The sequence below is a fragment of the Geodermatophilus sp. URMC 63 genome, assembly GCF_053502565.1.
On the sequence record NZ_CP199956.1, the window covers coordinates 2242296 to 2254718 of the forward strand.

Here is a 12423-nt window from a genome sequence, read left to right on the forward strand (position 1 = left end):
AGCCCCCGGGTGGCGGTGCCGGGGCTGGTCGGAGCGGGCGGTGTCCGGCACCTGCCCGCGGCGCCCCCGGGGAACTACCGTCGGTCCATGGTGGTCGCGCTGGCCGAGCTGCTGGTCCTCCTGCTGCTCGCGGGCCTCCTGCTGTACGCCCTGGGCACCGCGTCGGCCCGCCCGGCCGACGCCCGTCCCGCCCGGCTCCCCGGGCGTTGGCGCGCCGGCCCGGCCGACGCGGTCGCCCGGGCGCGCTGGGCGCCGGCACACGACGAGGTCGACGGGCAGACGCGGGTGCTGCTGCGGCGCTCCCGGACCGGCCCGGACGGGCTGCCGGTGGTGCTCGAGGATCGGGTCTACACGGCCTTCTCGTCGGCCGACCCGGCCTGGGAGGCGCGCTTCACCGAGGCCATGGCCGGCGCCCGGTTCCGCTGCTCGTACCTCAACGCGGAGGAGTCCGTGGACTGACCGGCCCGGTCGGCCGTCTCCTCGACCAGCCGCACGATCGTCCGCGGCCGGTCCGACTGCGGCGCGTGACCGGCCCAGACCAGCGGCACGAACCGCGAACCCGGGGTCAGCGGCAGGTAGCGCACGGTCTGTCCCGACGAGATCCAGTCGGCCACCCCCTGGACCAGGGTGACCGGGCAGTCGATGCGGTCCAGCCCCCGTGGGACGTCGAGCAGCAGGCCCCACAGCAGCGTGCGCCAGAAGTCGCGGGAGTCGGCGAACCCCTCGCGCGCCCCGATGGCCTCCTCGGGGGACGTGGACCACGGGCGCGCCTTGAGCGGCCCCAGCACGGCGGCCCGGCCGAGTGCCGAGCGGGACAGCGGGGCGACCAGCGGTGCGGCGGTGCGCATGACGACCCGGGCCAGGGCCATGCCGCTGCCCTGCGCGACCCGCTCCGGCGGCACGTTCAGCCCGGACGGCGCGATCGCCACGACCGACCGTGCGCGGCCGCGACGGGCCAGCTCCAGCGCGACACGAGCGCCGAGGGAGTTGCCGAGGACGTGCACCGACCCGACGCCCTCGTCGTCCAGCGTCCGCTCGACGGCGTCGGTGATCGCCGCGACCGTGGGCCGCTCCTCCAGGGCCGGGGACCGGCCCACTCCGGGGAGGTCGACGTCGATCACGTCGAAGCGGCCGGTGAGCAGGGGGACGACGGCGGTGAAGTCGCGGCGGGAGCTGCCCATGCCGTGCAGGAGCAGGAGGGGCTCGCCCGTGCTGGTGCGCGTCCGGGACAGCGGTGTGGTCACGCTGGAGCCGTACCCGGCGACCGGCGAGCGGATCGGTGAACCCGGTCACCCCACCGCCGCACCGGCCCGCGGACCGGCGCCGTCCCCGATCGGCGGGGCAGGATGGGGAGCATGGGACAGGTCGTGGCCACCGCCGAACGCGTCGTCCGGGCTCCGGCTGAGCGGGTGCGCGCCGCCCTCGCCGACTACGCCGGCACCCGCTCGCGCGTGCTGCCCGAGCAGTTCAGCGACTACCGCCTCGAGGCCGGCGGTCAGGGCTCGGGCACCCGCGTGCACTGGCGGTTCGCCGCGACCTCGAGGCGGGTGCGCGACCAGGAGGTCGAGGTCAGCGAGCCCGACGGCAGCCTGGTCGAGCGCGACACCCGCTCGTCGATGGTGACGACCTGGACGGTCGCCCCGGCCGACGCCGGCAGCAGCACCGTGCGGGTGCGCACCACCTGGGACGGCGCGAGCGGCGTCGGCGGCTTCTTCGAGCGCACCTTCGCGCCCCGGGGCCTGCGTCGCGTGTACGACGACCTGCTGGGCCGGCTGGAGCGGGAGCTCGGCGCCGCCTCCTGAGGTCGCGGCACGGCGCGTCGTCGCGGGGGACCATGGGCCGGTGACCGCCGCCCTCCCCGCCGTCGAGCCGACCGGGACCCCGGTCGCCGGGCTCGACGAGCTGACCGACCTGGTCGCCGACGGCGACGTCCTCGTCCTCTCCGGTGCCGGCCTGTCCACCGATTCCGGCATCCCCGACTACCGCGGCGCCACCGGCTCGCTGCGCCGGCACACCCCGATGACCTGGCAGACCTTCCGCCGCGACCCCCGCGGCCGGCACCGCTACTGGGCGCGCAGCTACGTCGGCTGGCCGCAGATGGCCGCCGCCCGGCCCAACGCCGGGCACTCCGCCGTCGCGCGGCTGCAGCGGGCCGGCCTGCTCGGCGGCGTCATCACCCAGAACGTCGACGGCCTGCACCAGGCAGCCGGCGCCCGCGACGTCGTCGAGCTGCACGGCGGGCTGGACCGCACGATCTGCCTGGCCTGCGGCGACGTCGCCGGCCGCGCCGGGCTGCACCGGCGGCTGCGCGCGGCCAACCCCGCCTTCGGCCCGCGCGCCGACGAGGTCAACCCCGACGGCGACGCCGAGCTGCCCGACGAGGTGCTCGACGGCTTCGTCATGGTCGACTGCACCGCCTGCGGCGCCGGCCCGCTCAAGCCCGACGTCGTCTTCTTCGGCGAGACCGTGCCGCGCGAGCGGGTCGACACCTGCTTCCGGATGCTCGAGGAGTCCGCGAGCCTGGTCGTCCTCGGCTCCTCGCTGACCGTCATGAGCGGCTACCGGTTCGTGCTGCGCGCCGCCGAGCTCGGCATCCCGGTGGCCCTGGTCAACCTCGGCCCGACCCGCGCCGACGCGAAGGCCGACGTCCGCGTCGACGCCCCGCTGGGCACCGTCCTGCCGGAGCTCGCCGACCGCTGCGGCGCGTGACCCGCCGGGAGCGGAAGGACCTCCCTGCCCCCCAGCGCTCGCAGGCTCGCGCCGGGCCCCTGCAGGGAGGCCAGCTCACCGGCGACGGCCGCTGGATCGTCGTCGACGGACGGCGGTGGCGGGCGGCCGACCCCTCCCTGCCCGACGACGTCCGCGCGCGGCTGCTCTCGCACCTCGGCACCGCCCGCTCGGCGGTGCGGACGGCGACCGACCCCGCCGACGTCCGCGCCGCCCGCGACCGGGTGCAGCTGGCCAAGACCGGGCTCGGCGAGCGCGGGCCGGCCTGGTGGGACCAGGACGACGACGCCCGCCGCGCCCGCTGGGAGGCCGCGCTGGAGGCGCTCGGCGGTTGACGGCGCGCCGGGACGGGCAGGAAGCGCAGCGATGCAGACCTTCCTGCCGGTGTCCGACTTCGTGGAGAGCGCCCGGCTGCTCGACTCACCGCGCCTGGGCAAACAGCGGGTCGAGACCCTCCAGGTGCTGCGCGCCCTCGAGCTGCCCGACTACGGCTGGACCTCCCACCCGGTCGTGCGCATGTGGCGCGGGCGGACGGCGGCGCTGGTCGGCTACGGCCTGGCGATGGTGCGGGTCTGGCGCGAGCGCGGGTTCGCCGACAGCACGCAGACGCTGATCGCCGAGTTCGCCCCCGACGTCGCCGGGGCTCCCCAGGACGAGCTCGCCCGCGCCGGCCTGCTGCCCTCCTGGGTCGGCGACGAGGCGCTGCACCTGTCGCACCGGTCGAACCTGCTGGCGAAGGACCCGGAGTTCTACCGGCCGCTGTTCCAGCCCCTCTTCGGCGTCGAGCCCGAGGACCTGCCCTACCTGTGGCCCGCCCCCGACGACGTCCCGCCCGCCGCTGAGCCGGAGGGCACGCGGGTGTGGGTGGTGCGGCCGCGGGCGCACAACGAGCTCGGCGCGTGCCTGGCCGCGGGCGTCGTCGGCCTGGGCACCCAGTCCGGGGTCGACGTCGACGCGACCGGCCTGTCCCCGGTCGAGCTGCGCGCCCTCGCCAGGGAACTGTCGGGACGGCGGCCGAGCAAGGACCTGCGTCAGCTGTCGACCTTCCTCGACGAGATCCGCCCCGGCGACCCCGTCGCGCTGCCCGTCGAGCACGGCGCCGGCCTGCTCGTGGGCGAGGTCCTCGGCGACTACCTGTTCGAGGGCCGCGAGCTGCTGCCGCACCGCCGGCCGGCCCGCTGGGACCGCGTGGTGCCGCGGTCGGCCGCCCGCCCGCCGGCCACGCTGCAGGACCCGCGGGCGCTGTTCTCCGTGGTGATCGACCCCGAGGTGCTGCCTCCGGCGCTGGCCGGCACGACCTACCGGGAGCCGGCGCTGCCGCTCGTGTGACCCAGCGTCTCCGCCAGCACGGCCGCGGCCCGCTCCCGTCGCTCCGGGTGGCCGGCGGCGACGACGGTCCACCACGCCGCCGCGTGCAGCCGGCGCAGCTGCAGCCACGGCGCCAGCGCGGCGTCCGACGGGCCGCCCAGTGCGTCCAGCGCGGCCCGGCCGTCGAGCCGGGAGGTGCTGCGCAGGCAGGCGAGGTCCCACTCGACCGGGCCGGCGCAGGTGTCCTCGAGGTCGGTCCACAGCCACCCGTCCGGCGTCGCGAGCAGGTTGCCGGGGTGGGCGTCGCCGTGGAGAACCTGCACGGGCGCACCCGCCAGCCGCGGCCGCAGCCGCCCGACCCGTTCCGCCATCCGCGCGCGGACGGCGGGGGAGACGCCCCAGTCGCCGGCCCGCTCGGCGAACACGGCGAGGTCGGCGAGCGGGGTGTCCAGCGGTGAGCCGGCCACGGGGAGGGCGGCCAGCACGTCGTGCAGGGGGATGAGCGCCGTGGCGACGTCGCCGGGCGCCGGCGCCTGCGGGCGGACCTCGACGTGCCGCCAGAAGCTGAGCACCAGCCCGTCGTGCTCGTGCGGGCCGGGTGGCAGCAGGTCGCTGGGCGGGACGACGGCCGCCCCGGCCGCGGCCAGGGCACCCGCGGCGGCGACCTCGCGGCCGAACGGGCGGGCCGGGTCGGGGCGCAGCAGCGGCGTCAGGGTGGCCACGCGGGCCACCACCGGCGCCGGGGCGAGGTGCACGACGACGTTGACGCCGTCGTGCAGCACCCGCGCCCCGGCCACCCGGACGCCGTGCGCCGCCGCCACGGCCGTGGCCGCGGCGACGGCACGTGCGCGGCGCCCGGCGGTGTCGTCCCGTGCAGCCCCGCTCACGCCCCCGGCAGCGGCACGTTCTGCAGGCGCACCTGGCCGCGGGCGACGAGCTTGCCGTCCTCCGCGCGGGTGAGCAGCACCTGCCACAGCTGCAGGGTGCGACCCTGCTGGACGGGCTCGGCGACGACGTCGAGCCGCCCGGCGGTGCTCGGCCGCAGGAAGTCGGTGCTGTTGTTCACCCCGACGGCGAACTGGCCGCGGTCGGCGACGGCCGCGCTGGCCCCGATCGAGGCCGCCGACTCGATCACCGCGCAGTAGACGCCGCCGTGCACGACGCCCCACGGGGTGTGCTGGTCGGGGCCGAGCTCGACGGTGCCGGTGACCCGGGTGCCGCTGAACTCCGCGACGTCGAAACCGGTCGCGGCGACGAAGGCGCTGCTGGAGGCCCGGTCCACGCCGGGGAAGCTCGGCGCTCACGCGTCCCACACCAGACAGAAGGGGTGACCCACCAGATCGGCGTAGACGCGGAAGTCCCCGCCCCCACCGGGCAGCTTGCGGGCGCCGAGCTCGAGCACCGCGGGCTCGGCCGCCTCGATGTCGGCCACGCGCACGTCGAGGTGGAACTGCTGGGGCCGTCCGGGATCGGGCCAGTCCGGTGGCACCAGGTCCGGCGCCTGCTGGAAGGCCAGGCGGTGGCCCTGGCCGGTGACCACCACCCACTCGTCGCCGGGGCCGCCCCTGCTCACCTCCATCCCGAGCAGGCCGGCGTAGAACGTGGCGAGCGCGTGCGCGTCGGGCGCGTCGATCACGACGGAGTGCAGCTGGCCGATCATGGTCCCCATCCTGCTGGCTGCCGGCCCGGCCCACCCGCCGGGGACCTGCCGTTCGTCGCGGGGATCCGGCCACCGGGGCAGGATCGGGGGGTGCCGGACGACGACCTCCCCGTGCCCGCCCTCGGTTCCCTGACCTGGGTCCCCGCGGCCGAGCGGCCCGACCTGCTCGGCGATCCGGTGGCCGCGGCGCTGCCCACGCTGACCGGCCCGGCCTGGGTGACCCCGGTCGACGACCACCTCGCCGACACCGCCGCCTTCACCGAGGCCTACGGGGTGCCCCCGGAGGCCTCGGCCAACTGCGTCGTCGTGGCCGCGCGCCGGGCCGGGCAGACGACGCTGGTCGCTTGTGTCGTCCTGGCCACCACCCGTGCCGACGTCAACGGCCTGGTCCGCCGGCACCTCGGCGCGCGCAAGGCATCCTTCGCCCCGCAGGACGTCGCCGTCGCCGAGACCGGGATGGCCTTCGGCGGGATCACCCCGGTCGGCCTGCCGGGCGGGTGGCCGGTGCTGGTCGACGCCGCGGTGGCCGCCGCCGACCTGGTCGTCGTCGGGTCGGGCACGCGCGGCGCCAAGCTCGCCGTCCCCGGGTCGGTGCTGGCCGCGCTGCCGGCCGCCGAGGTGCTCGACGGCCTGGGCGTGCCGGTCGAGGAGGCACCCCCGCCGGCGCCGGCCGTGCCGGCCGAGCGCGCGCCCGACGACCGCGACGTCGGCTGGGGCGAGCGCCCCGACGAGCGCGACGACGACCGCCGCTGGCTGGAGGACCGCCCGCCGCACTGGGGCAGCGACTGACGCCCCGCGCCGGGCACACGCCTCACGGCGGACCGGGACCGGCGGGGAGGCTGAGCGTGAGAGTCGCGGTGGTCGCCGCCGCGGCCAGGGCGGCGGCCGTGGGCTCGTCGACGGCGAGCACCAGCAGGCCCGCGTCGGCCGGCGTCCCCACGTCCGCGGCAGCGTCCTCCGCGGCGGCCCGGGGCGCGGCCAGGACCAGCGCGCCCCGGGCGACCACCTCGGCCCGGACGCCACCGGAGGCGGTGGCGAGCACGTCGACCCGGTCGCCGGTGGTGGCCAGCCCGGCCACGGCGAGGTCGGCGAGTCGGACCGGCGCGGCGACCTGACCGGCCGGGAGCAGCGCGGTCAGGCCCGGGCCGACGAGCCGGACGTCGGTGAGGGGCTCACCGGCGCGCACCGGCGCGGCGAGCACCCGGCCGGCGAGCGCGGCGGGGTCGGCGGCGGCCCCGGCCGGGACCGCGGCGTCCGGCAGCTCGGCCGCGGCGAGGTCCGCCGTCGTCAGCACCGTGCCGGCCGGGAGGTCGGCGGCGGCGGTGACCACCGGGGTCCCCGGCGGCGGGACGGCGGCCGGTGCCGCGGGCGGGCGGAGGGCGAGCACCAGGGCGCCGACGGCGAGGGCCGCCGCCAGGCACCGGCGCAGGAGGGTGACGGGGGAGCGGGGTCGGCGCAGGCGCAGCACCGGCCCAGGTTCGACGTCCCGGGCCCGCGCGGGCGGCGGCGCCCGGGATCTGTGGAGGACGCGTCCGGCTGTGGACGCGCCGTCGTCAGCCGGCGGCGGCCTTGCTGCCGCTCGAGGACGGCGTGCTGCTCGGGGTCGACTCCTTCTTCGTCGTCGTCGTCTTCGGGGAGTCCGACGACGAGCCCGAGGAGGACTCGGAGGACGACGTCGACGACGACGAGTCGCCGGCCGAGGCCTTCGAGCGGGAGTCGGTGCGGTAGAAGCCCGAGCCCTTGAAGACGACGCCGACCGAGCCGTACACCTTGCGCACCGGGGCGCCGCAGGTCGGGCACTCGGCCACGGGCGCGTCGGTGAAGGACTGCACGACCTCGAACTGGTGCCTGTCCTCGGGGTTGGTGCAGGCGTACTGGTACGTGGGCACGGCGGGACACTCCTGGGCGGACGGGTCGGCGGACCCGGTGCCGGCGGGAGCTGGCACTCGGGACCCTCGACTGCCAATGATGCGACACGCTCGGCGTGCCGTCCACGCACTGTCGGCGAGCGTCACGTCCGCGTCGCGCGAGGGTGCCGTGGCCGGCACCGCGGCCTGCTGCCGGACGCCGTCGACTGCGAGGACGCACACGCCGGGCGCGTGGGACGTCCTCGTCGAGCTGCTGCTCGACCCCGGCGGCGTCGTCGACGGAGTGCGGGACCGGCGGCGCGAGCGGCGCACCCGGCAGCGGGCGCGGGCGACCCTCCCCGTCTGCTCGGCGACGCTGCACCCACCCGGCGACGTCCCCCGACGGAGGCCCGGGGCGCGGGGTACCCGGCCGCGCCGGATCGTGCTCGAGACCGCCCGGGCGACCCTGGCGTGGCTGGTTCCGGAGGACCAGGTGCAGCGGTCGATGCGGGTGACCCGTCGCAGCGTGCGCGGTGCCCACCCGCCGACCGGGTGAGCTGGGCCCCGTGGACTCGTCGTCCCGACGCGGGCGGTACCGGCCCGGCCCCGGGCGCCGTCCGCGCCGATGAGTTCCGGCCGGGTCGCCGGTCGGTCCTGGTGGACCGTCGCAGCACGTCGGACGGCGGTGCCCGGCACGAGACACTCCGGAGGACACCATGACGACCACGCCGAGGAAGCCGGCCACTGCGCTGCCCGGCCGCCCTCCCGTCGTCGACCTGGCCACCTGGCAGGCCGCCCGGGACGAGCTCCTGGTCCGCGAGAAGGCCCACACCCGCGAGGGCGACGCCCTCGCCGCGGCCCGCCGCCGGCTGCCGATGACGGAGTTCGACGGGGCGCTCGAGGTCGTCGGACCCGACGGCCCGGTCCCGTTCCGGACCCTGTTCCAGGGCCGCGACGAGCTCGTGGTCTACAAGCACATGTGGTACGACGGCGCGCCGCACCAGGGGCAGTGCGAGGGGTGCACCACCACCGCCTGGCACGTCGGAGACGCCGTCTACCTCGACGCCCGGGGCGTCTCCTTCGCCGTCGTGACCACGGGCCGGTGGGAGGAGGTGGCCGCCTACGTGGCGTTCATGGGCTACACCCAGCCCTGGTACTCCGTGCGCGACGTGCCCGCGCCCGTCGGCGACGCCATGGGGTCGATCACCTGCTGCCTGCGCGACGGCGACCGCGTGTTCCTCACCTACGCCACGACCGGCCGCGGCAACGAGCCGGCCAACCCCTCCCTCGGCCTGCTCGACATGACGCCCTACGGCCGCCGCGAGGCGTGGGAGGACGTCCCCGAGGGCTGGCCCGCGGCCCCGCAGGTCGGCTCCCCGGTCGGTGGGCACGGCGCGCCGATCAGCTGGTACTGGCGCTCGGACGCGGACGGACACGCCACCTGGGGGCCCACCAGCCGCCCGACGCCCCAGTGGACCCGCCCCGGCGCGACCCCCGTGCAGACCCTCAGCCGGCACGGCGACCACTCCTGACGCGCCGCCGTCGACGGTGCGGCACGAGGTGGACCGGGGACCCGGCGGCGGGCGGGACGTCGGGACGACGGAGTCGGCGGAACGGGGCCGTACGCGCCGGTAACCTGCCGCGCGTGACACAGCCCTGGCTCGACGAGACGCAGCAGCGGGCGTGGCGGGCGTGGCTCACCGTCGCCGAGCTGCTGCCGCGCGAGCTCGACGCCCAGCTGCAGCGCGACGCCGGGCTCACCCACGCCGCCTACATCGTGCTCGCGATGCTCTCCGAGGCCCCCGGTCGCAGCCGCCGGATGAGCGACCTCGCCCGGCGGGCCAACCAGTCGCAGAGCCGCCTGTCGCACACCGTCGCCCGGCTCGAGGAGCGCGGGTGGGTGCGCCGCGAGCGGTCCGCCGACGACGGCCGCGGCAACCTCGCCGTCCTCACCGACGCCGGCTGGGACGTCGTCCGCGGCGTCGCACCCGGGCACGTCGCGGCCGTCCGGTCGGCGCTGTTCGACCCGCTCACCCGGCAGCAGACCGAGGCACTGTGCGACGTCCTGGAGACCGTCGTCCAGGGCCTCGACCCCGACGCCAGCCGGCGGGTGGCCCACGGCAGCGACGTCGCCGGCTGACCGGCCGCAGGGCGGGGGTCCCGCCGGCGCGTCCTCCCGCACCGTGCGTCGTCCTCCCTCACCGCAGCGCGTCCTCCCGCACCGTGCACCGTGGGGGAGGACGCGCCACGATCAGGTCACCTGATCGTGGCGCGGGCCGCGCGGGCGCCGGTGGGTCAGTCGCCGGGGGCGGAAAGCCACGCGCGGACGTCGGCGTCCGAGCCGCCGAGGACCGGTGGGGCGGTGTGGTCGCGGCGGGTCGTCTCGGTCTCGCCGTCCGGGCCGGGGGTGAAGAAGCGCAGCGGCGGGCCGGGCAGCTGCAGCCGGCCCAGCGTGGCGTGCTCGACGTCGACCAGCAGGCCCTGCGAGAGGGTCTGCTCCCAGCCGTAGACCTCGTCGATGGTGCGCACCTTCCCGGCGGGGACGCCGGCGGCGGCCAGCCGGGCGAGCAGCTCCTCGGGCGGGACGTCGGCGAACACGCCCTCGAGCAGCTCGATCACCCGCTGCCGGTTGCCCACCCGCTCGCCGTTGGTCGCCAGGCCGTCGGCCTCGGGGTCCAGGCCGAACTCGGCGCACAGCCGCCGCCACAGCCCCTCCGACCCGCAGGACAGCTGCACGCTGCCGTCCTTGCAGCGGAACAGGCCGTACGGCGCGATCGAGGGGTGGTGGTTGCCCTGCGCGCGGCCGACCTGCCCGCCGACCGTCCACGCCGTCCCCTGGAAGGCGTGCACGCCGACGATCGCGGCGAGCAGCGAGGTGCGCACCACCTGGCCGCGGCCGGTGCGCTCCCGCTCGTGCAGCGCGGCGAGCACGCCGTAGGCGCCGTACATGCCGGCCAGCAGGTCGCCGATCGGGACGCCGACCCGCTGCGGGTCGTCCGGGCCCGGGCCGGTCAGCGACATCAGCCCGGCCTCGCCCTGCGCGATCTGGTCGTAGCCGGCCCGGCTGCCCTCGGGCCCGTCGTGGCCGAACCCGCTGATCGACAGGGTGACCAGCCGCGGGTTGAGCTCGGCGAGCACGGCGGTGCCGAAGCCGAGGCGGTCCAGCGTGCCGGGCCGGAAGTTCTCCAGCAGCACGTCGGCGCGGCGGACCAGCTCGCGCAGCAGCTCCTTGTCGCCGGCGTCCTTGAGGTCGAGGGTGATCGACTCCTTATTCCGGTTGGTCGACAGGAAGTACGTCGACTCCCGGTCGCCGGAGTCGGGCTGGACGAACGGCGGGCCCCAGCCGCGGGTGTCGTCCCCGCTGCCGGGGTTCTCCACCTTGATCACCCGTGCGCCCAGGTCGCCGAGCATCATCCCCGCGTGCGGCCCGGCCAGGGCGCGGGTCAGGTCGACGACGAGGACGCCGTCCAGCGGTCCGGTCACGACAGCCTCCCGATCGGTGTCTAGAGCCAGCCGGGGACGACGAAGACCAGCCAGGCCAGGAACGGCCCGACGACCACGACGATCCCGGAGTAGGCGAGGATCTGCTTGTAGAAGCGGTCCCGGTCGACGTCCTGTGCGTTGGCCAGCACCAGCGCGCCGTTGGTCGAGAACGGGCTGACGTCGACGATGGTCGAGGCCACCGACAGGGCGACCACCACGCCCACCGCCCCGATGTCCCCGGCCAGCAGGAACGGCACCGCGAGCGAGATGGCCACGCCGATGATCGCCGTCGACGACGCGAAGGCCGACACCACCCCGCCGATGTAGGCCAGCAGCAGCGCGATCAGCAGCGGCGCACCCAGTCCGATGACCGCCTCGCCGACGTAGTCGATCGTCCCGGCCTCCTGCAGGACGAACACGAAGGTCAGCACGCCGGCGATGAGCAGGATGGTCGACCAGCTGATCTGCGTGACCGCCCCCTTGTGCTGCTGCGCCGAGAAGAGCGCGAGCACGACCGCCACCGTGATGGCGACGAACCCGATGTCGAGGTCGAAGGCGAGGGCGAGGACGGCGACGACCACGAGCCCGCCGAGCGTGAGGACCTGCTCGAAGCGCACTGGCTGCGGTACCTCGGGGTGGATGTGCTCGTCGTCGTCACCACCGACGGCCGGGCCGGGTGCTGCACCGTGCCCCCGGACGAGGGTGCCGTGCACGTGCTCGCTGTGGGCCAGGGGCTCGGCCGCCACCTTCCGGCCGAGCAGCTGGCGGCCGCCGAGGACGAAGAACAGGACCAGCGCGATGGCCAGGTTGAAGAACAGCGCGCCCAGGAAGACCGCCAGCGGGTTGTTCGGCAGGCCCTCGTCCTCGACGATGGTGTTGACCGTGACCCCGTAGACGCTGATCGGGGAGAAGCCACCGCCCTGGGCGCCGTGGATCACCATCATCCCCATGAGCAGCGGGCTGATCCCGTGCCGCGCGGCGAAGGTGAGTGCGATCGGGGCGATGATCGCCACCGCGGCGGGGGACAGCGCACCGATCGCGGTCAGCACTGCGGTGACGAAGAACATGATCCACGGGATGGCCGCGACGTGGCCGCCGACGAGCTTCACCGCCCCGCGGACGAGCAGGTCGACGGTGCCGTTGTTCTGCGCGATGGCGAACAGGTAGGTGACGCCGATCAGCGTCAGGACCAGCTCGGCGGGGAAGCCGCCGAGGATCTCCTCGGTGCTGAGCCCGACCGACAGCGTGCCCACCACGAAGGCGGCGACGAACGCCAGCGCCCCCATGTTGATCGGCAGGAACGTCGCGATGGCGAAGATCACGACGAGCGCCAGGATGGTGACGATCTCCGGTGACACGGTGGCCTCCCAGTCCTCGACGACGGGTCGGCCCACCGTG

17 protein-coding genes are annotated in these 12423 nt (G+C 76.4%); 9 read left to right on the forward strand and 8 right to left on the reverse strand.

The window, feature by feature from the left end:
* Positions 1–87 precede the first annotated feature (87 nt).
* A complete protein-coding gene (locus tag ACWIZO_RS10850) occupies positions 88–459 on the forward strand; it encodes a hypothetical protein (RefSeq protein ID WP_448642458.1) in 372 nt (123 codons plus the stop codon).
* On the opposite strand, the gene ACWIZO_RS10855 is transcribed toward ACWIZO_RS10850, so the two are convergent.
* On the reverse strand, positions 348–1244 hold the full coding sequence (locus tag ACWIZO_RS10855) for an alpha/beta fold hydrolase (protein ID WP_448642459.1): 897 nt from the start codon (positions 1242–1244) through the stop codon (positions 348–350). The genes ACWIZO_RS10850 and ACWIZO_RS10855 overlap by 112 nt on opposite strands.
* A gap of 111 nt (positions 1245–1355) precedes the next feature.
* On the opposite strand from ACWIZO_RS10855, the gene ACWIZO_RS10860 reads away from it, so the two are divergent.
* From ACWIZO_RS10860 to ACWIZO_RS10875, 4 genes are read left to right on the forward strand one after another with little or no spacing between them, the layout of a single operon-like run.
* Complete coding sequence (locus tag ACWIZO_RS10860; RefSeq protein ID WP_448642460.1) at positions 1356–1802, forward strand: SRPBCC family protein; 447 nt, start codon at positions 1356–1358, stop codon at positions 1800–1802.
* 40 nt (positions 1803–1842) lie between these two features.
* Entirely contained in the window at positions 1843–2709 is an 867-nt protein-coding gene (locus ACWIZO_RS10865) for an NAD-dependent protein deacetylase (RefSeq protein ID WP_448642461.1), read from the forward strand.
* Positions 2706–3062, forward strand: coding sequence for a biopolymer transporter Tol (locus tag ACWIZO_RS10870; RefSeq protein ID WP_448642462.1), 357 nt, complete (start codon positions 2706–2708; stop codon positions 3060–3062). Before ACWIZO_RS10865 ends, ACWIZO_RS10870 begins: the two co-directional genes overlap by 4 nt.
* Positions 3063–3093: 31 nt before the next feature.
* Complete coding sequence (locus ACWIZO_RS10875) at positions 3094–4056, forward strand: MSMEG_6728 family protein (RefSeq protein ID WP_448642463.1); 963 nt, start codon at positions 3094–3096, stop codon at positions 4054–4056.
* Here the strand turns inward: ACWIZO_RS10875 and ACWIZO_RS10880 are convergent.
* The 3 genes from ACWIZO_RS10880 to ACWIZO_RS10890 are packed head-to-tail and all read right to left on the reverse strand — an operon-like array spanning position 4026 to position 5695.
* On the reverse strand, positions 4026–4922 hold the full coding sequence (locus tag ACWIZO_RS10880) for a phosphotransferase family protein (protein ID WP_448642464.1): 897 nt from the start codon (positions 4920–4922) through the stop codon (positions 4026–4028). The genes ACWIZO_RS10875 and ACWIZO_RS10880 overlap by 31 nt on opposite strands.
* Positions 4919–5317: a PaaI family thioesterase gene (locus tag ACWIZO_RS10885; protein ID WP_448642465.1), complete on the reverse strand. Its 399-nt coding sequence runs from the start codon at positions 5315–5317 to the stop codon at positions 4919–4921. The genes ACWIZO_RS10880 and ACWIZO_RS10885 overlap by 4 nt, the downstream gene beginning before the upstream one ends.
* A gap of 18 nt (positions 5318–5335) precedes the next feature.
* On the reverse strand, positions 5336–5695 hold the full coding sequence (locus ACWIZO_RS10890; protein WP_448642466.1) for a VOC family protein: 360 nt from the start codon (positions 5693–5695) through the stop codon (positions 5336–5338).
* Positions 5696–5785: 90 nt separating this feature from the next.
* Between ACWIZO_RS10890 and ACWIZO_RS10895 the strand changes: the two genes are divergently transcribed.
* A complete protein-coding gene (locus ACWIZO_RS10895) occupies positions 5786–6484 on the forward strand; it encodes a YbaK/EbsC family protein (RefSeq protein WP_448642467.1) in 699 nt (232 codons plus the stop codon).
* A gap of 22 nt (positions 6485–6506) precedes the next feature.
* Here ACWIZO_RS10895 and cpaB read toward each other — a convergent pair whose 3' ends face one another.
* Both cpaB and ACWIZO_RS10905 read right to left on the reverse strand, forming a co-directional pair.
* Positions 6507–7163 carry a Flp pilus assembly protein CpaB gene (gene cpaB / locus ACWIZO_RS10900; protein ID WP_448642468.1) on the reverse strand — a complete coding sequence of 219 codons (657 nt, stop codon included), beginning with the start codon at positions 7161–7163 and terminating at the stop codon, positions 6507–6509.
* Between the two features lie 85 nt (positions 7164–7248).
* On the reverse strand, positions 7249–7584 hold the full coding sequence (locus tag ACWIZO_RS10905; protein WP_448642469.1) for an FmdB family zinc ribbon protein: 336 nt from the start codon (positions 7582–7584) through the stop codon (positions 7249–7251).
* A 148-nt stretch (positions 7585–7732) separates the two neighbouring features.
* Between ACWIZO_RS10905 and ACWIZO_RS10910 the strand changes: the two genes are divergently transcribed.
* From ACWIZO_RS10910 to ACWIZO_RS10920, 3 genes are all read left to right on the forward strand, one after another.
* Entirely contained in the window at positions 7733–8098 is a 366-nt protein-coding gene (locus ACWIZO_RS10910) for a hypothetical protein (RefSeq protein ID WP_448642470.1), read from the forward strand.
* Positions 8099–8258: 160 nt separating this feature from the next.
* Positions 8259–9074 carry a DUF899 family protein gene (locus ACWIZO_RS10915; protein ID WP_448642471.1) on the forward strand — a complete coding sequence of 272 codons (816 nt, stop codon included), beginning with the start codon at positions 8259–8261 and terminating at the stop codon, positions 9072–9074.
* A gap of 113 nt (positions 9075–9187) precedes the next feature.
* Positions 9188–9682, forward strand: a complete 495-nt coding sequence (locus ACWIZO_RS10920) for a MarR family winged helix-turn-helix transcriptional regulator (RefSeq protein ID WP_448642472.1) — start codon at positions 9188–9190, stop codon at positions 9680–9682.
* Between the two features lie 155 nt (positions 9683–9837).
* On the opposite strand, the gene ACWIZO_RS10925 is transcribed toward ACWIZO_RS10920, so the two are convergent.
* A complete protein-coding gene (locus ACWIZO_RS10925; RefSeq protein WP_448642473.1) occupies positions 9838–11025 on the reverse strand; it encodes a CaiB/BaiF CoA transferase family protein in 1188 nt (395 codons plus the stop codon).
* A 20-nt stretch (positions 11026–11045) separates the two neighbouring features.
* A complete protein-coding gene (locus ACWIZO_RS10930) occupies positions 11046–12419 on the reverse strand; it encodes an SLC13 family permease (RefSeq protein ID WP_448642474.1) in 1374 nt (457 codons plus the stop codon).
* Between the last annotated feature and the right edge of the window lie 4 nt (positions 12420–12423).

Bases quoted from the DNA above. Each gene is read 5' to 3' on its own strand.
- ACWIZO_RS10850 (WP_448642458.1), top strand. From the start codon at position 88: ATGGTGGTCGCGCTGGCCGAGCTGCTGGTCCTCCTGCTGCTCGCGGGC.
- ACWIZO_RS10860 (WP_448642460.1), top strand. From the start codon at position 1,356: ATGGGACAGGTCGTGGCCACCGCCGAACGCGTCGTCCGGGCTCCGGCT.
- ACWIZO_RS10875 (WP_448642463.1), top strand. From the start codon at position 3,094: ATGCAGACCTTCCTGCCGGTGTCCGACTTCGTGGAGAGCGCCCGGCTG.
- ACWIZO_RS10890 (WP_448642466.1), bottom strand. From the start codon at position 5,695: ATGATCGGCCAGCTGCACTCCGTCGTGATCGACGCGCCCGACGCGCAC.
- ACWIZO_RS10915 (WP_448642471.1), top strand. From the start codon at position 8,259: ATGACGACCACGCCGAGGAAGCCGGCCACTGCGCTGCCCGGCCGCCCT.